The 20606-nt window shown below is 64.7% G+C and carries 15 protein-coding genes; 10 read left to right on the forward strand and 5 right to left on the reverse strand.

Going from position 1 to position 20606, the window contains the following annotated elements; all coding sequences use genetic code 11:
* Positions 1–8: 8 nt before the first annotated feature.
* Positions 9–1286 carry an acetyl-CoA C-acetyltransferase gene (locus tag ACZ6YA_RS08835; protein ID WP_465896729.1) on the reverse strand — a complete coding sequence of 426 codons (1278 nt, stop codon included), beginning with the start codon at positions 1284–1286 and terminating at the stop codon, positions 9–11.
* Between the two features lie 117 nt (positions 1287–1403).
* Between ACZ6YA_RS08835 and ACZ6YA_RS08840 the strand changes: the two genes are divergently transcribed.
* The 8 genes from ACZ6YA_RS08840 to ACZ6YA_RS08875 all read left to right on the forward strand — a co-directional run bounded on the left by ACZ6YA_RS08840 (position 1404) and on the right by ACZ6YA_RS08875 (position 7522).
* Positions 1404–2756, forward strand: coding sequence for a 3-oxoacyl-ACP reductase (locus ACZ6YA_RS08840; protein ID WP_465896730.1), 1353 nt, complete (start codon positions 1404–1406; stop codon positions 2754–2756).
* A 2-nt stretch (positions 2757–2758) separates the two neighbouring features.
* Positions 2759–3610 carry a MaoC family dehydratase gene (locus tag ACZ6YA_RS08845; protein ID WP_465896731.1) on the forward strand — a complete coding sequence of 284 codons (852 nt, stop codon included), beginning with the start codon at positions 2759–2761 and terminating at the stop codon, positions 3608–3610.
* 150 nt (positions 3611–3760) lie between these two features.
* Entirely contained in the window at positions 3761–4066 is a 306-nt protein-coding gene (locus tag ACZ6YA_RS08850; protein WP_465896732.1) for a MazG-like family protein, read from the forward strand.
* Positions 4063–4812, forward strand: a complete 750-nt coding sequence (locus ACZ6YA_RS08855) for a methyltransferase (protein WP_465896733.1) — start codon at positions 4063–4065, stop codon at positions 4810–4812. The genes ACZ6YA_RS08850 and ACZ6YA_RS08855 overlap by 4 nt, the downstream gene beginning before the upstream one ends.
* A 21-nt stretch (positions 4813–4833) precedes the next feature.
* Positions 4834–5469: a DUF4136 domain-containing protein gene (locus ACZ6YA_RS08860; RefSeq protein WP_465896734.1), complete on the forward strand. Its 636-nt coding sequence runs from the start codon at positions 4834–4836 to the stop codon at positions 5467–5469.
* A gap of 19 nt (positions 5470–5488) precedes the next feature.
* Positions 5489–6058: a DUF4136 domain-containing protein gene (locus ACZ6YA_RS08865; protein WP_465896735.1), complete on the forward strand. Its 570-nt coding sequence runs from the start codon at positions 5489–5491 to the stop codon at positions 6056–6058.
* Positions 6059–6155: 97 nt separating this feature from the next.
* Positions 6156–6626, forward strand: a complete 471-nt coding sequence (locus tag ACZ6YA_RS08870) for an A24 family peptidase (protein ID WP_465896736.1) — start codon at positions 6156–6158, stop codon at positions 6624–6626.
* Between the two features lie 113 nt (positions 6627–6739).
* Entirely contained in the window at positions 6740–7522 is a 783-nt protein-coding gene (locus ACZ6YA_RS08875; protein WP_465896737.1) for a response regulator, read from the forward strand.
* Between the two features lie 149 nt (positions 7523–7671).
* Here the strand turns inward: ACZ6YA_RS08875 and ACZ6YA_RS08880 are convergent, their stop codons facing one another.
* Positions 7672–9192: a ShlB/FhaC/HecB family hemolysin secretion/activation protein gene (locus ACZ6YA_RS08880; protein ID WP_465896738.1), complete on the reverse strand. Its 1521-nt coding sequence runs from the start codon at positions 9190–9192 to the stop codon at positions 7672–7674.
* A gap of 92 nt (positions 9193–9284) precedes the next feature.
* On the reverse strand, positions 9285–11639 hold the full coding sequence (pbpC, locus tag ACZ6YA_RS08885; protein WP_465896739.1) for a peptidoglycan glycosyltransferase PbpC: 2355 nt from the start codon (positions 11637–11639) through the stop codon (positions 9285–9287).
* Positions 11640–11716: 77 nt separating this feature from the next.
* Between pbpC and ACZ6YA_RS08890 the strand changes: the two genes are divergently transcribed.
* Complete coding sequence (locus ACZ6YA_RS08890) at positions 11717–12010, forward strand: hypothetical protein (protein WP_054913171.1); 294 nt, start codon at positions 11717–11719, stop codon at positions 12008–12010.
* A 24-nt stretch (positions 12011–12034) separates the two neighbouring features.
* On the opposite strand, the gene ACZ6YA_RS08895 is transcribed toward ACZ6YA_RS08890, so the two are convergent.
* Complete coding sequence (locus ACZ6YA_RS08895; RefSeq protein ID WP_465896740.1) at positions 12035–16936, reverse strand: alpha-2-macroglobulin family protein; 4902 nt, start codon at positions 16934–16936, stop codon at positions 12035–12037.
* A 223-nt stretch (positions 16937–17159) separates the two neighbouring features.
* On the opposite strand from ACZ6YA_RS08895, the gene ACZ6YA_RS08900 reads away from it, so the two are divergent.
* A complete protein-coding gene (locus ACZ6YA_RS08900) occupies positions 17160–18497 on the forward strand; it encodes an MATE family efflux transporter (protein ID WP_465896741.1) in 1338 nt (445 codons plus the stop codon).
* Between the two features lie 138 nt (positions 18498–18635).
* Here the strand turns inward: ACZ6YA_RS08900 and speA are convergent, their stop codons facing one another.
* Positions 18636–20549: an arginine decarboxylase gene (gene speA, locus ACZ6YA_RS08905; RefSeq protein WP_465896742.1), complete on the reverse strand. Its 1914-nt coding sequence runs from the start codon at positions 20547–20549 to the stop codon at positions 18636–18638.
* Between the last annotated feature and the right edge of the window lie 57 nt (positions 20550–20606).

Genomic DNA, 20606 nt, shown 5'->3' on the forward strand with positions numbered 1-20606 from the left:
TGAGAGACTTACCGCTCGACGATAACCGTCACCCCTTGCCCACCCGCCGCGCAAATCGAAACCAGCCCGCGCCCCTTCCCGGCGGTGGCCAACAGCTTGGCCAGGTTGGCCAGGATCCGCCCCCCGGTCGCCGCAAACGGGTGCCCGGCCGCCAACGAACTGCCCTTGACGTTGAGCTTGCTGCGATCGATGGCACCCAGCGGTGCATCCAGCCCCAGCCGCTCACGGCAGTAGTCGGCATCCTCCCAGGCTTTGAGCGTGCACAACACCTGGGCGGCGAAGGCCTCGTGGATTTCGTAGTAGTCGAAATCCTGCAGGCGCAAGCCATTGCGGGCCAGCAGCCGCGGCACCGCGTAGACCGGCGCCATCAGCAAGCCCTCCTGGCCTCTGACGAAGTCCACGGCAGCGGTTTCGCCATCGACCAGGTAGGCCAGCACCGGCAGGCCCTGCGCCTGGGCCCACTCCTCGCTGCCCAGCAGCACCAATGACGCACCATCGGTCAGTGGTGTGGAGTTGCCTGGCGTCAGCGTGCCCTGACCACTGCGATCGAAAGACGGTTTGAGCTTGCTCAACTGATCCAGAGTCAGGTCTGTTCGCAGATTGTTGTCGCGGGTCAGGCCGAGAAATGGCGTGAGCAGGTCGTCCTGCCAGCCTTCGACATACGAAGCCGCCAGGTGCTGATGGCTGAGCAGTGCCAGTTCGTCCTGCTCGGCACGGCCGATCTGCCAGGTTTGCGCCATGCGCTCGCAATGCTCACCCATCGACAGACCGGTTCGCGGCTCGCCATTGCGTGGCAACTCAGGCTTCAGGTGCCCAGGACGCAGTTGCAGGAAAGGTTTGAGCCGCTCGCCGTAGGACTTGCCACGGTTGGCCTGCAACAGGATGCGCCGTAGCCCTTCATTGACCGCGATCGGTGCATCGGACGTGGTGTCGACACCCCCGGCAATGCCACTGTCGATCTGCCCCAGGGCAATCTTGTTGGCCACCAACAGCGCCGCCTCCAGGCCCGTACCGCAAGCCTGTTGGATGTCGTAGGCAGGCGTTTGTGGTGACAGGCGCGAGCCGAGCACGCATTCGCGGGTCAGGCTCATGTCGCGCGAGTGTTTGAGCACCGCACCCGCCACCACCTCGCCCAAGCGCAGCCCGTGCAGGCGATAACGCTCGATCAGGCCCTCCAGGGTGACCGTGAGCATCGCCTGGTTGCTGGCGGTGGCGTAAGCGCCGTTGGAGCGGGCGAAGGGGATTCGGTTGCCGCCCAGAATCGCGACCCGGCGAAGTGAACGCATGCGTAGCTTCCTCCTGAAACAATTAGATCCGAACAGCCTAGGTGTTTTTACCGCATTCGAACGACCCTGCCACAAAGTTGGTCCACACTGCATGCTTGCCTTCAGGGAGACCCGCACATGAGCGACCGCTATCTCGGCTTTGCCAACACCAACCTCGGCCGCCGCCTCGTCGATGCCCTCGGGCTGCCACGTCCGGCCCCGCTGGAGCGCTGGCAGGCCGGCCGCCTGCGTCCGGTGGAGGGTGCGCTGGTCATGGGCGGCGGGCCGCTGGCGCTCACCGTCGAAGCCATCGCTGCGCGCCTGACCGACGAACGCTACAGCTTCAATGCTGAAGGCCTGCAGGCGCCCGCCTGGGTCGCAGGCTTAGGCCCCAAGCTCAAGGCTGTGGTGTTCGATGCCAGTCATCTGTGCGACAGCGATCAGTTGAAGCAGTTGCGCGAATTCTTCCAGCCCTTGCTGCGCAGCCTGGCGCCTTGCGCACATATCGTGATTCTCGGGCGCGCACCGGAAGGCATCGACGACCCACTGGCCAGCGTCGCCCAACGTGCGCTGGAGGGCTTCAGTCGTTCACTGGCCAAAGAGCTGCGTAACGGCGCGACAGCCCAGCTGCTGTATGTCGACGAAGGTGCTGATGATCAGCTAGAGGGGGCTTTGCGCTTCTTCCTGTCGCCCAAGAGCGCGTTCATTTCCGGCCAGGTACTGCGTCTGCAAGCCTGCGCCAGTCAGGTCGAGGACTGGACCCGCCCCCTTGCGGGCCGACGGGCGCTGGTGACCGGTGCAGCGCGCGGCATTGGCGCCGCCATTGCCGAAACCCTGGCCCGAGATGGCGCCGAAGTGATGCTGCTGGACGTGCCTCAAGCGCAGCAGGACCTCGACGCCCTCGCCGCGCGCCTGGGCGGTAAAGCATTGGCGCTGGACATCTGCGCCAGCGATGCCGCTTCACAGTTGCTGCAAGCCTTGCCCGACGGCATCGACATCGTCGTACATAACGCCGGCATCACGCGTGACAAGACCCTCGCCAACATGACCCCGGACTACTGGGACGCCGTGATGGCGGTCAATCTCAAGGCCCCGCAGGTGCTCACCCAGGCGTTGTTCGACGCCGGCGCGCTGGGCGAGGACGCCCGCGTTACCCTGCTGGCCTCGGTCAGCGGCATCGCCGGCAACCGCGGCCAGGCCAACTATGCCGCGAGCAAGGCCGGGTTGATCGGCTTCGCCCAGGCGTGGGCGCCGAAACTCGCCGAGCGGGGCGGCAGCATCAATGCCGTGGCTCCCGGCTTCATCGAAACCCACATGACCGCCGCCATGCCCATGGGCCTGCGCGAAGCCGGGCGGCGCTTGAGCTCGCTGGGCCAGGGCGGGCGGCCGCAGGATGTCGCCGAGGCCATCGCCTGGCTCAGCCAGCCGGGTTCCGGGGCGATCAACGGCCAGGTGCTGCGCGTCTGTGGCCAGGCATTGATGGGGGCTTGAACATGAATCGGCACTGGCACGACCTGCACAGCCCCGACTCGCGCGCCAGGCTCTACCTGCGCGCGGCCAGCAAGCGCAAGATCAGCGGCGACGCGCTACCCACAGACGGCTTGCGCTGCTTCTTTCGCGTGCAACCCGACAACCTCGCCGCTTACCGACGGCTTTGCCACTTCACCGAAGATGGCCGCCTACCGGGCACCTACCCGCACGTGATGGCCTTCACCCTGCAGCTGCAGCTTTTGACGGCCCACGACTTCCCGTTCCCGCTGCTCGGCCTGGTGCATCTGCACAACCGCATCGAAGTACTGCGCCCCTTGGGTGGCATTGATGGGCTGCGCTTCGCAGTGCATGCCGACAACCTGCAGCCGCATCCCAAGGGCGGGACCTTTGACCTGGTCACCGAAGCCGAGGATGGCCTTGGCCTGCTGTGGCGCGAGACCAGTCGCATGCTGGTGCGTGGATTGAAGCTCGAGGGCCAGCCCGAACAAGGTGAGGAACGCGAGCCCGAGCCTCTGCCCGAGGCGACTCGCTGGTACGCCGACAGTGACATTGGCCGGCGCTACGCCAAGGTCTGTGGTGACTACAACCCGATACACCTGAGCGCCGCCAGTGCTCGGTTGTTCGGCTTCCCCAAGGCGATTGCCCACGGCATGTGGAGCAAGGCCATGGCGCTGTCCGCATTGCGCGGGCATCTGCCGAACAGTGGCTATGCATTCGAGGTGGATTTCCGCAAGCCGGTGCGGTTGCCCTCCGAGGTGGTGCTGAGCGCCAGCGAGGCTGGGCCTGCCGGTGAGCTGCGCCTGGATGGGCACGGCGAACTGCTGCACATGGTCGGGAGATGGGCTGTGCTTTAGGCCGCCTTCGCGGGGCAAGCCCGCTCCCACAATGACCGCGCTGTATTTGTGGGAGCGGGCTTGCCCCGCGAATGGGTCGCGCAGCGGCCCCAATTGCGCTTGCTTTGCAACAGGCCTCCGCCGAAGCTATGCAGCATTAGGAGAGCCCCGATGAACCTGCAAGAACTCACTCAACGCCTGCACCAGATCCGTGACAACAACGCCTGGCGCGGCTTCCACAGCCCGAAGAACCTGGCCATGGCCGCCAGCGTGGAAATGGCCGAACTGGTGGAAATCTTCCAGTGGCTGAGCGAAGACGAATCGCGCCAGCTGCCAGCAGACAAACTCGCCCACGCAGGCCAGGAGGTGGGCGACGTCATCCTCTATCTGCTGTTGCTGTGCAGCGAACTGGGCCTGGACATGGAACAGGTGGTTCGGGCAAAGCTGGCCGACAGCGAAAGGCGCTTCGCAAAATGAATGACCGTCACTTCGATGAGCTGGCCACCCGTTTCGCCGAGAAGATTTACGGCGGTGCCAAGGGCGCCATTCGCCTGGCCGTGCTCCAGGCCGACCTCGCCGACGCCCTGCCCGACCGTCCGCTGCGGGTGCTCGACATTGGCGCCGGGCTTGGCCACATGGCCCTGTGGCTGGCCCAACGCGGCCACCATGTGACCCTGGCCGAACCTGCCGCCCCCATGCTCGAAGGTGCCCGTGCGCGCTTTGCCGACGCCGGGCAGCCAGCCACGTTCATCCAGGCGCCCTGGCAGGACCTGCTCGGCCAGCTCACCGAGCCCTACGACCTGGTGCTGTGCCACGCCGTGCTCGAATGGCTGGCCGAACCTGAAAGCATCCTGCCGGTGCTGCACCAGCTGACCGCACCCGGCGGCTGGCTGTCGCTGGCGTTCTACAACCGTGATGCGCTGGTGTATCGCAACCTGCTCAAGGGCCATTTCCGCAAGTTGCGCAGCAACCGCCTGGAAGGTGAAAAGCAGAGCCTCACCCCACAGAAACCGCTTGATCCGCGCGAGCTCAAGGCGCAACTTGAGCCTATCTGGCAAGTCGAAAGCGAAAGTGGCGTGAGGGTGTTCCACGACTACATGCCCAAGGACTTCCAGGCCAAGGCCGAATTGCTCGACCTGCTGGAAATGGAACTGGCCCACCGCCGTCACCCAAGCTTTGCCGGGCTCGGCCGCTACCTGCACTGGATGTGCCGCCCCCGCTGACCCGCCCGCCGGGAGGAATCCATGCCGTACCGCCTGTTGTGCCTGGCCCTGTTGCCACTCGCCCTGTGCGCCTGCCAGGGCAGCAACCCCTATGTTGCCAGCAGCCGCCCGCTGCCACCGGCCCCGCCGCAGGCGGCCACAACCTTTGACGCCAGTGCCTACCCGGCAGCGCCGCGCGACTATGGGCGCTACCGCAGCTGGAGCTGGCGGGGCGGCCAGCTACCCAACGGCACTGCCGATGCCGACCCGGCGCAGTTGGCCGACGCCGTCAGCGGCGCGCTCGACCAGCATGGCCTGCGCCCGGCGAGGGGCACCACCGCCGACCTGCTGGTCAGCGCCGACCTGCGCCTGGAGCGGCGTTTGCGCCAGGTGCGCGATTATGACGCCTACGATCCCTATTACGGCCCGTACCCCTACGGTGGCGTCGGTGTTGGCGGCTACCGCAACGGATACGGCGCCTATGGCAGCGTGCCGATCGTGCGCACCTACGAGGTTGAAGTGATGGTGGTACGCATCGACCTGTTCGATGCCCGCAACGGCCAGCCGGTGTGGAGCGCGAGCGCTGAAAGCGGCAGCGACAAAAGTTCGCCGCGCGATCGCGAAAGCGCCTTGCGCGAATCGGTACACAAGGCGCTCAGCGGCTATCCTCCCAGTTAACAACTCACGGAGAACCATCATGTTGCGTCGCCTCGTTCTACTGTCATTCGCGTTATTGCTGGCGGCCTGCTCCAGCAACAACGTCCAGCAGGATTTCGACGCCAGCCGCGATTTCGCCGCCTACCGCAGCTGGGCGTGGCAAGAGCCGGGCTTGCAATACCGCCCGGATGATCCGCGCATCAAGAGCGACCTCACCGAGCAGCGCATCCGCGCCGCCGTCGCCGACCAGCTCGACCAGCGCGGCCTGCGCCCGGCCCAGGGCAACGTGCGGGCAGACCTCAAGGTGCGCGCCTACCTGATCGTCGAGCAGCGCCAGCAGCAGATCACCACCAACTACGGCGGTGGCTGGGGTGGCTATTGGGGCGGCTACTGGGGCGGGCCGATGTACAACGAGACCCGCAGCGTCGACTACAAGGTGGCGACCATCCAGGTTGACATGTTCGACGGCCGCGACGGCAAGTTGGTCTGGCGCGGCAGTGCCGAACAGATCATGAACAACTACCCGCCGAGCCCCGAAGAGCGCAACAGCGCTATCCAGAAGACCGTGAGCCAGGTGCTGGGCAACTATCCGCCAGGCAGTGCCAAATGATCGTCACGTAGCCCGTTCGTCAGATCGCGTCTACCCTGAAGGAGAAACCTGACTGAACGGGTAGACGTGTTCAACGAATAGGGATGACGACCAGCCAATGCAAAGCATTGTTCTCTTGATGTGGCTTGCCTTGTGCGCTGAACAAGATATCCGCCAACGCCAGATCGCCGACTTGCTGACTTTGGGCTTCGCCTCAGGCGCCCTGGTCTGGTTGTTCGTCACTGGCCACAGTTGGATCGGCGCCGACGCCAGCGATGCTGGCTGGGCACTCGCCATCGTCATGCTGCTGACCCTGCCCGGCTACATGCTCGGCCGCTTTGGCGCCGACGACGTCAAGCTGATGGGTGCTTTAGCCTTGGCAACCAGCCCGCAATACGTGCTCGGCACCTTCATTGGCGCCGGTGTCAGCGTGCTGCTGTGGTTACTGACGCGCCGCCGGCTATGGACCCTGGCCAACCCCAAGGTAAAGAAGCGCCTGCAGGCGCTGACCGAAGAAATGGGCGACAAACAAGCCTTCGTTCCCTACGTACTGGCCGGATTTCTGCTCACCGCCGTATGGATCCAATGATTAATTTGGTTGTCCGATAACTTGTACATGAGTTGTACAGGCTGGCTAGCAGCGTCTATGGTTAAGCTGCCAGAGCGTCTGGCCCGGGAGCAGGGCCGCTTAAGGACAGGGAGTTGATCGTGAACAAATCAAACACAGAAGTGAAGGTACTGGTGGTCGATGACCAGCCCCTGATCGTCGAACAGCTGTGTGAATATCTCGAAAGCCAGGGCCACCCATGCGTACGCGCCCACTCCACCGATGAAGCTATTCAACGCTATGTCGCCGATGAGGCGATTGGCCTGGTGCTGTGTGATTTGCACATGCCCGAGCGCGATGGCATCGAACTGGTCCGCGCGCTGAAGGAAATTGCCGGGCGCCAGCGCATGTTCGAAGCGATCATGCTCACCGGCCGTGCGGAGAAGCAGGACGTGATCCGCGCCCTGCGCGAAGGCTTCGCCGACTACTACCAGAAACCCATGGACCTCGACGAACTGCTCGAAGGCGTGCGCCGTCAGGAGCAGGTGCTGCTGGAGCGCAAAGCCAACTTTCAGGACCTGGGCAACCTCAACCAGCGTCTGCAAGATTTGGCGGGATGCATCGACGAGCTGTACCAGGACCTGGAAAAAGCCCGTGGCCAAGGTGTTCACCGCCGCGCCAGCGATGGCGAAGAAAGCGAAAGCGACCTGCCCGCAGCGTTCGAGAAACTGTCGCCGCGCCAGCTGGAAGTGGCCCGGCTGGTGAGCAAGGGCAAGACCAACTACCAGATCGCCTGCGAACTGGGGATTACCGAGAATACGGTCAAGCTCTATGTCTCGCAGGTGCTGCGCTTGACCCATATGCACAATCGCACGCAGCTGGCGCTGGCGTTGACGCCCACTTCATCGCCCGTGCATCAGCGGTTTACCACCCACTGACTTGCGCAAAGTTATCAAGTTCGCCTATTCCCTGTGGGAGCGGGCTTGCCCGCGAACACAGGCGAAGCGCGTGCCATCCACTGCGGCGGCTGCTTCGCGGGCAAGCCCGCTCCCACAGAAAATGCGTCGCCGAGGGGACATGAGCCATATCACTCCAGTTGATAGCTGAAGCTCAGCATTACCCGTGGCCCACGGTTGAGACTATCCAGCGCGACATCCGCCAGCGGCTTGGCCACCTCCAGCGCCACATAGCCCAGTCGCACCCCCAGCGCCACCGAACTGAGGTGCGAATCTTCGAAAGGCCCGCCGTTGTACCAGGCCTCAGCGGCATCGAGCACGGCATAAGGCTGCACCTGCATCAACCGGCCGCCACGCTGGATGCTGTAGTTCAGTTCGTAAGCCACCCCCCAGCCCTTGTCGCCAGCCGCTTGGTCACGGGGGTAACCTCGTCCGAACTGCTGCCCGCCAAACACCGCCCGCTCACTGTCAGGGAGCCTGTCATCACTCCAGTACAGCGCCCCAGAGGCAACGCCCTGCCAGTTGTCGAACAGCTGGTCGCTCTGCAAGCCAGACAGTCGAAAGCGCATGAAGTCCATGTCGTAGTCGGCATCGCTGCGCGCCCCCAGGTAGTCCAGGCCCTGGTAGACCCCCGCACTGACAATGCGCTGGCGACGTGCAGCAGCCTGGCGCCAATCGCCCTCGAACGACAACGCGCGAATATAGGAATCGTAGTTACGCAGAGCACCAGACCGGTACTGGATATGCTCAGTGATCGAATAAACCCGCCCAGACAGGTTGATCCACTCATCGGGCGACACCCTCAGTGCTTGACCGAGGCCGAGCGAAAAGCGCTCGCCTCTACGGCGCTCGGTCAAATCGGTTCCGTCTTCCAGCCGAACGCGGGTGCCCGACTCGCTGCGAAAACGCGCCGCCGATAACAACAATTGGCTACCCTGCGCGTCCAGGTACTGGCTGTAATCCAGGCGCTGAAATTGCGTAAGATCATCGCCGAGCGGTAGCAAGAAACTCGCTTTCAACTGTTCGGCATAGCGCGTCTGGGCATTGCTGGAAAGCGTTAATAGCGCCTCTGGATCGTCCCGGCTACCGTCATTCAATGCCAAAGCCGCATCGAACGGTTTGCGTTGCACATGAAGCCTGAGGCGGTTCGCCTCATCCCGCCCCTGCGCCGCTGCCAACTCAGCCTGCACGGTAATCCCGGGAAGCCGCTGTACCAGACCTATGGCGCGCTCCAGCGATTCACTGGTCAGCGGCCGCTCAGCTTGCAAACGCTCCATCACCTGCTCAATGAACCCCGCTGCCGGGCCAACATCACCCAGCAACTCGTAGCCCTGAACGTACCCTTCAACCAGCACCACCTCCGCCCTGCCATCGGCAAGGTCCTGTGGCGGCAGGTAGGCATACGACAGGGGGTAGCCGTCACGCTGGTAACGTTGGGTCAGGCGCTCGGTAAACTGCTGCAACTCATTGATCGTGATCGTGTGGCCAATCAGTGGCTGGTAATGCTCGCGCAGCTCACTCAACGGATAGACCGTGCCACCCTCGAAGCGCACTTTGTGCAGGACCAGGCGGGTGTCGCCCAGCAGCGGCGCGCCAAGGGCCATGCTGGCCCAGGCCAGCAACAAAAGCAGGGGCACGACCAGAGGACGCATAGGACGCTCCACAATCCCTTGGGCGCCGGGGCGTCGGCCGGTCATACCCGTCACCAGCAAGCGTAGGTGCTGCCCCGGCAAACGTCGAACGGCTACTCGCTGACCTGGAATGCCACCCGCGCGGTTTCCCCGCTTTCATCCAGTGCGCTCAGCTCGCTCTGCCCGACGCGGTCGAAGCGCACCAGCAGGCTTTCCTGGCCGTCGGTCTCGCCCAACGGCTGACCATTGAGGAACCACCAGCGCCGCCCTCCTCCACCGAGTGCCGACACGTACAGTTGCAACGGCTCGCTGCTGGTGGCGGGGCGCCGCAGGCTGTCACCGGGGCGCACGCCAACGATGGACAGCGGTGGTGCACTGGCCGGCACCTGTGGCGGGCAGCTCGGGTCCACCGCCGGCAAGCGTGCGGCACGCCGCTCCACGCGACCCAGCCAGGGCTCCAGCGGCGCCGGCCAGAGGGCGATGTCGCGGGATGTGGCACCTGGGCAACTGCCGTCGACCCGCTGGCCCTGGGCATTGACCCAGACGCTCTCGCGCAAACCCAGCCCAAGCGGTTGATCGGCCGCCTGCAGGGTCGGTGGCGTGGTGCCATCCAGTGTCCAGGCGAAGCGCTGGCGCCTGCAGTTGGGGTCCTGGCGGTTCATCGGCTGGCCCAGCGGCCAGCAGATGGCTGCAACACCGATACTGGCGGGCACCTGCTCGACCGGTACGGGAAGGCCACGCTGGCTGTCGCGGTTACTCAGCAGGTCGTGCACCTGCAGCATCAGCGGCGCCGCCGAGGCCAGGCCGAACTGTCCAGGCACCGGCGTGCCGTCGGGGCGGCCGATCCACACGCCAATCAGGTAGCGCGGCCCGACGCCGATCGACCAGGCATCGCGAAAGCCATAGCTGGTCCCGGTCTTCCAGGCCAGTTGCGGGCGTTGCACCAGTTCGGCATGCGGGTCGCGATCGGGCCGTGCCTGACCGCTGAGAATGCGCCGGATGATCCACGCCGCGCCCGGCGACAGCAAACGCCGCTCCAGCAAGGGGTCCTGGGGCTGCAGGCGTATGCGAGCGCTGTTGCCGCCCCGCGCCAATGCGGCATAACCCCCGACCAAGTCTTCCAGGCGACTGCCAGCACCACCCAGGATCAACGACAGGTTGGGCTCGGCCAAGGGCGGCAGTGCCAGCGGCATGCCGGCCATGCGCAACTGCGCGGCGAAACGCTTGGGGCCGTAGGCTTCGAGCAGTTGCACCGCCGGCAAGTTGAGCGACAAGGCCAGCGCCGAGCTGGCCGACACCGGGCCGCTGAAGCCCATCGAGAAGTTGCCGGGGCGGTAGTCGCCATAGCGGCGCGGCACGTCCTGCAGCAGCGATTCGGAATGGATCAGGCCGTCATCCAGGGCCATGCCATAGAGGAACGGCTTGAGCGTCGAGCCCGGTGAGCGCAGCGAACGGACCATGTCGACGTGGCCGAAGCGGCGTTCATCGGCCAGGTCGATCGAGCCGAGGTAGGCGCGCACGGCCATGCTTTGCGCGTCCACCACCAGCACGGCCGCGGACGTGCGCTCTGGCAGGCGCGCGCGCCAGCCCAGCAACAGGTCTTCCAGGCGCCGCTGCAACGAGGCATCGAGGGTGGTGCGGATCAGCGGCGGGCTGTTGGCGGTGTTCAGCCGGCGCGCCAGCAGCGGCGCCAGCGCCGGCTCCTGGCGCGGGGCCAGCAGCAAGGGCTCTTCGCCGGCTTCCTTGATCTGCAGGGCGGGCCACACCCGATATTCGTCCAGGCGCTGCAGCACCTTGTCGCGGGCACGCTGCGCACGCGCCGGGTGGCGGTCGGGGCGCAAGCGGCTGGGTGCTTGTGGTAACACCGCCAGCAGCGCCGCTTCGGCTGGCGTCAGGTGCATCGGCGACTTGCCCAGGTAGGCCCAGCTGGCGGCTGCTACACCCTGCAAAGTACCGCCGAAGGGCGCGCGATTCAGGTAGATCTGCAGAATGTCGCGCTTGGACAGGTGCCACTCCAGTTGTGCCGTACGCCATAGCTGCCGCAGTTTGCCGGCCAAGGTGCGGTCGTGTGGATCGAGCAAACGTGCCACCTGCATCGACAGGGTACTGCCGCCCGACACTACGCGACCGCCGCGCAGATTCAACCAGGCCGCACGCACCAGCGCCAGGGGATTGACCCCTGGGTGGCGGTAGAACCAGCGGTCTTCGTAAGTCAGCAGCGCCTGCAAGTACAACGGTGACACCTGTTCCGGGCTGACTGGATAGCGCCATACGCCATCGGCATCGGCAAAGCGCCACAGCGGCGTACCGTCTTCGGCCAGCACCACCCGCGCGAGATCGTCAGTGGGCATGGGCAGTGGCCAGAGGCGGTCAGCCAACCACAGCAGGCCGAGCATCACCACCACGGTTATGACACTGGCGCGCAGTAACCTTCCCGCTCGGGTGCGCGGCCGGGCTAAGCTTGGCATCGGGAACCGACCTGGCCAGATAATGGCCAAAGGCTTGGGAACGGCAACCTCGCCGATTCGTACATCAGGAAGCAACTATGCATGTAGAAGGTTTTTTCGAGTGGCTTGGCCAGGCACTGGGTTCATTGATCCGCTTCATCGTCGACGCTTTGAGCGGACTGTTCAACCTGTTGGCCAACGCCGGGGGCAACTTCATCGATGGCCTGGCGCGCACCCTGGGCATGGACACCTCACTTGTGAGCATCCTCGCCCTCATCGTCGGCCTGATGCTGCTGTACTCGGCCATCCGCGCGTTCATGCGCGCCTCGATCATCCTCGGGATCATCTGGCTGGTGCTGGGGTTGTGGGTGATGAGCTGGGTGATCCACTGACTCAGCGGACCACCCCGCCCGAGGTCAACGCGCCTTCACCGTCATCTCTCCCTGCCCATCGCCCACCGCCTGAAGGTTAGGCCGGTACATCGACTCGACCTGCGGCGGTGGGACACGGTAGGTACCCGGGGTTACCGCACGGGCCAGGTACAACAGATGGGTGGTGCCGTAGCCGTCGAGCTTGAGCGCCGCCACATAGCGATCATCGCGGTACTCCTGATGCACCACGCTGGCGTTCTGCATCGACTCGCGCCACTGCTTCACTGCGCTGCTGGCATTGTCCAGGCTGGCGGCGCTCTGCGCCAGGTTCTGGTTTTCCAGTTCCAGGCCTGCCGGCAGCAAATCGACGACCAAGGCATCCGGGACAGGGTCGCTGCCCTTGACTGCAAGGTGCACCAAAACCAGATCACCGCTGCGCAGGTTGTGCAGGTCCAGGGCCTGGCCATTCGTACCCAGGTATTCGCGGCGGATTTCCATACCGTTACCGCCTGCGGCAGGCGCCTGGCGTGGGTAGCCCGAAAGCGTGAGCTGCTGGTAAACAGTTTCGCTGCCTTCGTTTTGCACGCTCAACGGCGATGCCAGCAACGGCCCTTCGAGCTTCATGCCAGACTCGCCATTGTTGAACTCGCGAATCTCACCCGCGCTGTCCAGGCGTGCTTTCCACGGCCCCTCGGGCTTGCCGAGCAGGCCACGACCGGCGAGGAACAGCGCATTACGCTCCTGGGTTGACAGCCAGCGGTTGGCCGCCAGCTCATCGGACAAGGCGAACAGGCGCTGATCAACCTGATTACCCGCCAAGTTGCTCTCCTGCAGCAGCGCCAGGATCAACGCCTGATCCCGCAGGCTGCTACCGTAATCGGCCATCCAGCCTTTGCTGCGACTGATGCCCAGACCCGCCTGCAGCGCCTCCTGCGAACGCGGCTTGTCGCCCATTTTCTCCAGCGCCACCGCCAGTTGCACCAGCGGCAGGCCAGAGCGTGCATCGGCGCGGCGTTCGAACAGGCTGCGCAAAGCGCCCAGCGGCGCCTGCTGGCTGCGCGACAGTACCAACGCGGCATACGCCTGCACGGCGAAGCGAGTGTGCTCGGCGTTCTCGCTGTAGTCGACTTCGATCAGGTTGCGCTCCTGCAGGTAGCGCAGCAGCCTTTCGTTGGCCTTCTTCAGCGCTTCGGCAGGCACGCCATACCCTTGGTCACGGGCACGCAGCAGGAAGTCGGTGACATAGGCGGTCAGCCAGTATTCCTCTTCGCTGTCCGAACTCCACAGGCCGAAGCCACCGTTGTAGCGCTGCATCCCCAGCAGGTGTTCGATGCCCATTTCGATCTTGCGCTTGCGCACGTCGGCAGGCTCACCTTTGATACCCAGGCGCTTGAGGCTTTCGGCGTCGGCATACAACGACGGGTAGAGTCCGCTGGTGGTCTGCTCCAGGCATCCGTAGGGATAGGCTTCAAGGGCGCGGATCTGCTCGGCCAGATTCAGTGGCGGGCGGCTCGACAGCGCCAGGCTGGCTTCCAGTCCCGCAGGCTCGAAGGCGGCCAGGTCGCCTTCCGGCAAAGTCCACGGCTGGTCCTTCAGGGCCACCCGATAGTGCTTGAGCATCGCCGGGTAAGCCGGGCGGATGCCCAGGGTCCACTCGCGCTCGAAGGCATTCACGCTTTCGCCGGGCAACTGCAGGCCATCGACCCGCACATGTACCTTGCCCTGGCCCAAGCCACCCTGGGCCTGCACCGGGATCATCAGCGTGGTGCGCTGGCCCTCGGCCAAGGCAACGGTCTGCCGTGCACTCGCCGCCAGAGTCAACTGACCCTCGGTGGTGATATCGACGCTGAGTTGCTGTTTGCTGCCAGACAGGTTGGCCAGGTCCAGCGCCAGGCTGGTGCGGTCGCCGCCGGCGAGGAAGCGTGGCGCCGACAGCTCGGCGATCAGCGGCGCGGCCACCACCGTCTTGCCTTCGGCCATGCCGAAATGCTCCTCGGTCCAGGCCTGGGCCATCAGCCGCAGTTCACCGTTGAAGTCCGGGATATCGACTGTCGCCTCACCCTCGCCCTGTTCGTTAAGGGTCACCGGCACGCTCTGCTGGGCCACGATGGTGACCGTGGTGTTGGGGCGTTTGCCGCCTTTGGCCATGGCCGCATCACCACCGAACGCCAGGCTGGCCAGGCGGCCCTGTCCGGCTTCGATCAGCTGGCCGTAGATGTCCAGCTGGTCGGCGCCGTAGGCCTTGCGGCCGAACAGGCTGGCGAACGGATCTGGGGTCTTGAAGTCGGTGATGTTGAGGATGCCCACGTCGACCGCGGACAACAGCACATGCACCTGCTTGGGAATGCTGCCGTCGGCATTGGCCGCCTTGAACTTGACCGTCAGCGGTTGTTTGGGCCGCATCTTCTCCGGTGCCTGCAGGCTGAGGGCGAGCTTGCGCTCGGCGCGGCCCAGCGGCAGGTGCAGTACGCCCACTGCGCGCTTGGGTGTGGCATTGGCCTTGCGCTCACCCGGGCGGATCACCAGGGCACTGATGTACAGGTCGTGCCGCGCCCACTGCTTGTCCAGTTGCACGTCGAAGGTTTTGCCCTCGGCCGGCACGTCGATTTCCTGCCACCACAACGGGCCATCGCTGGATTCGATCATCAGGTAGCCGGTACCAGCGGCCGGCGGGATCACCGTGACCTTGGCGGTCGAGCCGTCGGCGTAGGCCGGTTTATCCAGCGCCAGCTTGACCTGGTCGGGGCGCACCGCGCCGCCTTCAGCATTGTCCTGGACGCGATAACCCGCCCAGAAGCGTTCGCTGGAGACCAGGCCAGTCTCAGGGTCTTCCACCTCGACCCGGTACGGGCCCCACTCGACCTGGAAAGTCAGCTTGGCGGTGGAGCCGGCCTTGACGCTGATGTTTTCCTCGCTTTGGGTGAGGAATTTCTCGTTGTAGTTGTAGCTCCAGCCGTCGTCCTGCGAGTAATTCCAGTAGTAGTCACGGCGCTCGCGGACCAGGCGCACCTTAAGCCCGTTGGCCGCGAGCTTGTTGCCGTCGCGGTCGGCAACCAGAAATTCGAATTCCACCGGGCCGTCGCTGTCGGTTTCCTCGCCGTCGAACAAGCCGCGCAATCCGGGCAGGCGCTCGGCGGGCCAGATGGGTTGTTCGAGGCGCCGGGTGATCGGCCGGCCACCGGATTCCTGCAGGCTAGCCTGTACGGTCAGCTGCAGTGGCGAACGGGCTTCGGCCCAACGGCTTTCGATATCGATTGTGGTCTTGCCGGCCTGATCGAGGGTGAGTTCGTCCAGCTCCAGGTCCTGGTTCAGCTCCGTCTCGGTCACCGAGCCGAACTGGTAACCAGGCAACGCCGGCACCGCCTCGCGCAGCGGGCGCACATAAGCTTGGCCACTCAGGCGGTTGCCCGCAGCCGGTGCACCGTAGAGGTACCGACCCTTGACCTGGACTTGGGCGGTTTCCTCAGGCGAGAGTGGCGTGCTGCTGCCCTTGAGTTCCAGCGCCAGGCGCTCGGGCAGGAAGTCTTCGACGAGGAATTCATAGACCTGCTTGCGCCCGCCGCCAAGATCCAGCAACAGCTGCCAGCGCCCCGTCGGGGCTTCAGTGGCCAATTGCAGTTGGTATTGATAGAGGCCGTTCGCATCGGCCTCCCATACGAACTTGCGGCTCACCTGTTCATCCGGCCGCCGCACTTCGACGCTGACCGGCTGGGCCTTCACCGGCTTGCCATCCTGGTCGCGCAGCAGGCCGTTGAGCAGAACCGTTTCCCCCGGGCGATAGAGGTCACGCGGGCCGAAAATGAAGAACTGCAAAGGGTTGGCCTGCGGGCCGGTGATGTCGAATTCGGCCAGGTCCAGTGCAGCCGTATTCAGGCGCAGCAGCGTGGTATGCACGCCCTGGGTCGCGATCAGGGTATCGGCTTTGGCCGTGATCGGCAGCTGGGCATGGCCTTGGCCATCGGTCTTGGCCTGGGCCAGCAGCTTGCCTTTGTCGTCATGCAGTTCGAGGTTCACCTCCTTCAGCGCCTTGCCACCCTCCAGCGCCTGGGCGAACACATCGAGGCGATCGCGGTAGCGATGGGCGGACACGCCGATGTCGCTGAGGGTGAACAGCGTTGCCGGCTGCGAATAGTCGTACGTGCCGGATGCCCGCATCACCGCCAGGTAGACACCGGGCTCCTGCAGCGGCTTGATCCCGGCAATTGGCAATAGCACCGTTTCGCGGGTGTTGCGCGCCGGGTTGAGGTCGAAGCGGCCGCTGTAGACCAGGTCGGCCAGGGCCAGGGTTTCCTTGGACTGGTAGTAGTACAGGCTGCTGTTGCGCCCCCAGTTGACCAGGAAGGTCGAGAGCATCTCCGGCTTGACCCGGAAGAACTCGACATCGACCTTGTCGACGTTCAGAGCAATCACCGGCAAGCCCTCGGCCAGGCGCGTGGGCAGCAGCGAGCCACGGCTGGCGAAGCCTATGGTCGGCTGCATGTCGCGGGTTTCCAGGCGGGTCACCGATTCGCTGTCGAGCTGCTTGCCGTTGACTGCAAGCAGGCCCTTGTCGACGGTCAGCACCAGCTTGCGCTGCGGCTCGAGGTGGCGCAGGCGCAGCTCCATCTGATTGTCGGAGAGCTCCCAGGCGCCGTCGACCTTGCCTTTGACGGTGTCGACCAGGTGCAGTTTGCTGGCGAAGTCCTGCTTGGCATCCAGCGGCGCGGAGAAGCTGACCGACAGGGTGCTGGCACCGTCGAGCTGCACTTCAGAGACATCCAGCACACTGAGCTCGCGGCCCTCGTAGCGCTTGGCGAGCACGGCTGGGTCCTCGCGCTTGGGCGCCGGAGCCTCGACCGCAGCGCTCGCTGCCGGCGTCTCGGTGGCGGCGGGTTTGTCCGGCGTGGAGGAATCACAGGCACTGAGCAGGGCCAGCGCGCAGGCCAGCAACAATCCTTTGTTGAACATGGAGTCGGGACTCTTTGGCAGCGTGTACGTGAGGCCGCAACTATAGCGCAACGGCCGCAGGCTGGCCGGTACAATGCTTCCATTCGATCCAGAGGGCCGCTGCACACCCCATTCGCGGGGCAAGCCCGCTCCCACAGGTAATCTGGTGCTCTCAAGACTCTGTGGGAGCGGGCTTGACCCGCGAATGGGGCGCGCAGCGGCCCCGCTTTACCCAGGAATCTACATGTCTCAACTAGCCGCCGACTGGCGCCACCGCCTCACCCACCGCAAAGTCTGGGCGCTAGCGGCGCCGATGATCCTATCCAATATCTCGGTGCCGCTGGTGGCGCTGGTCGACAGCACGGTGATCGGCCATCTGCCTCACGCCCACCAGCTTGGCGCAGTGGCCGTGGGCGCCACCCTGTTCACCTTCATGGTCGGCCTGATGGGCTTCCTGCGCATGGGCTCCACCGGCTTCGCCGCCCAGGCCGCCGGGCGTGCCGACGGTGCCGCGCTGCGCCAGGTACTGGTGCAAGGCTTGCTGCTGGCACTGGCTTTCGCCGTGCTCATCGGCCTGCTTGCCCTGCCCTTCAGCCAGCTGGCGCTGCACGCGATGCAACCGAGCGAAGCACTGCAGCAATCGACCGAGACGTTCTTTCACACCCGCTTGCTCGGCCTGCCCGCAGCATTGGCCAGCTACGCGCTGGTTGGCTGGTTTCTAGGCACGCAGAACGCCCGCGCGCCGCTGGCCATACTGCTGACCACCAACCTGCTGAACATCGCCCTCAATCTATGGTTCGTACTGGGCCTTGACTGGGGGGTGCTGGGCTCGGCGCGGGCGTCGGTGATCGCCGAATGGAGCGCCGCGCTGCTTGGCCTGGCCCTCACACGTCCGGCCCTGCGCGCCTACCCCGGCCACATCGCCTGGGCGGCACTCAAGCGCTGGCAAGCCTGGCGGCCGCTGCTGGCGGTCAACCGCGATATCTTCCTGCGCAGTCTGGCGCTGCAGCTGGTGTTCCTGTTGATTACCGTGCAGGGCGCGCGGCTGGGCGAAGCCACGGTGGCGGCCAATGCCCTGCTGCTCAACGGACTGCTGCTCACCGCCTATGCCCTCGATGGCCTGGCGCATGCCGTGGAAGCCCTATGCGGTCATGCCATCGGCGCGCGTGATCGCGACACCTTGCGCCGCTCGCTGGTGGTGGCCTGTGGGTGGTCGCTGATCACCAGCATGGTCTTTGCCGGGTTGTTCCTGCTGGGCGGGCACCTATTCATCGACCTGCAGACCGATATCGACAGCGTGCGCGCGGCTGCGTACCCGTACCTGCCGTACCTGGCAGTGCTGCCGTTGGTGGCGGTGTGGAGTTACTTGTTGGACGGGCTGTTCATTGGCGCGACACGGGCGCGAGAAATGCGCAATGCGATGCTGGTTTCAGTGCTGATCGCCCTGCCGGTGGCGTGGGCCATGAGCGGGTTTGGCAACCATGGGTTATGGTTGGCGTTTCTCGGGTTCATGGCGTTGCGGGCGGTGACACTGGGATGGGTGGGGTGGCGGTTGCAGCAGCGGGATGGTTGGATCGGCTAAAAAACCTGAGGGAGCGGCTTCAGCCGCGAACACCGGCGAAGCCGGTGCCATCCACCGCGTCGTTTGCTTCGCGGCTAAAGCCGCTCCCACAGAGTTCAGCGGCGTCTGTAAACACACCGCTGTAACCTGGAAAACCGGTCAGGAAGACAGATAAGAAGACCGGGTCAACCCCAACCGCAGCGCATCCAGGAACTGCGTCCGCTCACGCGCCGTGATCTTCGCGCTGGCGACCTTGTCGCGGTAATGAGTCATCAACTCCTCCGGCGACAGGTGCACGTAGCGCAGCATGTCTTCGATGGTGTCGTGGGTCTCGATACCGGCGTGATAAACGCTGCCATCGGCGTTCTGGTAGATGTTCACCGAGTCGGTGTCACCAAACAGGTTGTGCATGTCGCCGAGGATTTCCTGGTACGCGCCGACCAGGAACACGCCCAGCAGGTAGTCCTCACCTTCATTGAGGGCATGCACCGGCATGCTGGTCTCGATGCTCTGCTCGTCGACGTACTGGTTGATCTTGCCGTCGGAGTCGCAGGTCAGGTCCTGCAGTACCGCGCGGCGCAGCGGCTCTTCATCCAGGCGGTGCAGCGGGATGATCGGCAGCACTTGGCCGATGGCCCAGGTATCCGGCAGGCTCTGGAACACCGAGAAGTTGCAGATGTACTTGTCGGCCAGCTTGTCGTTGAGCTCGTCCAGCACTTGGCGATGCGAGCGCTGGCGGGCCTTCAGCGAGTTGTGCAGGCGGCGGCACACGGCGAAGTAGCACTGCTCGGCCAGGGCTTTTTCGGCCAGGGTGAGCTTGCCATCGGCATACTGCGCGGCCACGTCACCCATGTAGTGGGTGGCACGCCAGTAGGTTTCGGTGACCATCTCGATGTCGGTCGGGCCGAGCAGGTCGGCCAACCATTGCACGGTTTCGGGCAACGCTTCCTTGTTTTCGATGCTAGGCACGTCGTCGTTGTGCTTCTCGACGTCGGTGACCTGAATGACCAGCATGGCATGGTGCGCGGTTAGCGAGCGGCCGCTCTCGGAGAAGATGTGCGGGTGCGGCAGGCCCTGCGCGTCGCAGAACTCCTTGAGCATGCCCACCACCACGCCAGCGTAGTCGTCCATGTCGTAGTTGATCGAACTGGCGTTGCGCGAGTGGGTGCCGTCGTAGTCGACACCCAGGCCACCGCCGACGTCGATGTGGTCGACCGGCAGGCCGAGCGCGCGCAGTTCGCCGTAGTAACGGATGGCTTCCTTGAAGCCGTGCTGGTAGTCGGCCAGGTTGGCGATCTGCGAGCCCATGTGGAAGTGCAGCAGGCGGATGCCCTGGTCCAGGCCAGCGTCGCGGAAGCGCTGCACCACCGAAATCAGCTGCGCAGCGGACAAACCGAACTTGGATTTCTCGCCACCGGTATCGGCCCACTTGCTCGACGCCAGGGACGACAGGCGCACGCGCAGGCCGACCTGCGGCTTGACCTTCAGCTCAGCAGCTTCTTCGATCACCAGCGCCACTTCGGACTCTTTCTCGATGACGATGAACACGTTGTGGCCAAGCTTCTGGCCCATCAGCGCCAGGCGGATGAACTCGCGGTCCTTGTAGCCATTGCAGACGATGGTGCCGCCCTTCGGCGCCAGTGCCAGCACCGCCAACAGCTCAGGCTTGGAGCCCGCTTCCAGGCCGATGGAGACGTTCTGCGTGGCGATGATGTTTTCCACCACCGCTTCCTGCTGGTTGACCTTGATCGGGTACAGCGCGGTGTACTGGCTCTGGTACTCCAGGCGCGCGATGTTGGCGTCGAACGCACCCGTCAGCTGGCGCACGCGGTCTTGCAGGATGTCGGGGAAGCGCACCAGCAGCGGCAGCGACAGGCCGCTCTGGCGCAGTTCGTCGACCTGTTCGAACAGGTCGATCGGGGCGCTCTGGGGGCCGTTGGGGCGCACTTCGACGCGCCCGGCTTCATTGATGGCGAAGTAACCAGCGCCCCAATGGCGGATACCATAAACACTGCGGCTGTCGGCCACGGTCCACTGGCTACCATCGTCTTTGCGTGTGCGTCGTACGGACATTCAAGTCCCCTATAGATAAGTCGAAGACACTGCCCCGCAGGCAGCGGAGCGAGTGTA

Source organism: Pseudomonas sp. NPDC090752 (assembly GCF_055584805.1).

Coding starts and splice junctions, on each gene's coding strand:
- ACZ6YA_RS08900 (WP_465896741.1), top strand. CDS start 17,160: ATGTCTCAACTAGCCGCCGACTGGCGCCACCGCCTCACCCACCGCAAA.
- ACZ6YA_RS08870 (WP_465896736.1), top strand. CDS start 6,156: ATGCAAAGCATTGTTCTCTTGATGTGGCTTGCCTTGTGCGCTGAACAA.
- ACZ6YA_RS08835 (WP_465896729.1), bottom strand. CDS start 1,286: ATGCGTTCACTTCGCCGGGTCGCGATTCTGGGCGGCAACCGAATCCCC.
- pbpC (WP_465896739.1), bottom strand. CDS start 11,639: ATGCCAAGCTTAGCCCGGCCGCGCACCCGAGCGGGAAGGTTACTGCGC.
- ACZ6YA_RS08865 (WP_465896735.1), top strand. CDS start 5,489: ATGTTGCGTCGCCTCGTTCTACTGTCATTCGCGTTATTGCTGGCGGCC.
- ACZ6YA_RS08840 (WP_465896730.1), top strand. CDS start 1,404: ATGAGCGACCGCTATCTCGGCTTTGCCAACACCAACCTCGGCCGCCGC.
- speA (WP_465896742.1), bottom strand. CDS start 20,549: ATGTCCGTACGACGCACACGCAAAGACGATGGTAGCCAGTGGACCGTG.
- ACZ6YA_RS08855 (WP_465896733.1), top strand. CDS start 4,063: ATGAATGACCGTCACTTCGATGAGCTGGCCACCCGTTTCGCCGAGAAG.
- ACZ6YA_RS08860 (WP_465896734.1), top strand. CDS start 4,834: ATGCCGTACCGCCTGTTGTGCCTGGCCCTGTTGCCACTCGCCCTGTGC.
- ACZ6YA_RS08850 (WP_465896732.1), top strand. CDS start 3,761: ATGAACCTGCAAGAACTCACTCAACGCCTGCACCAGATCCGTGACAAC.
- ACZ6YA_RS08845 (WP_465896731.1), top strand. CDS start 2,759: ATGAATCGGCACTGGCACGACCTGCACAGCCCCGACTCGCGCGCCAGG.
- ACZ6YA_RS08880 (WP_465896738.1), bottom strand. CDS start 9,192: ATGCGTCCTCTGGTCGTGCCCCTGCTTTTGTTGCTGGCCTGGGCCAGC.
- ACZ6YA_RS08895 (WP_465896740.1), bottom strand. CDS start 16,936: ATGTTCAACAAAGGATTGTTGCTGGCCTGCGCGCTGGCCCTGCTCAGT.
- ACZ6YA_RS08890 (WP_054913171.1), top strand. CDS start 11,717: ATGCATGTAGAAGGTTTTTTCGAGTGGCTTGGCCAGGCACTGGGTTCA.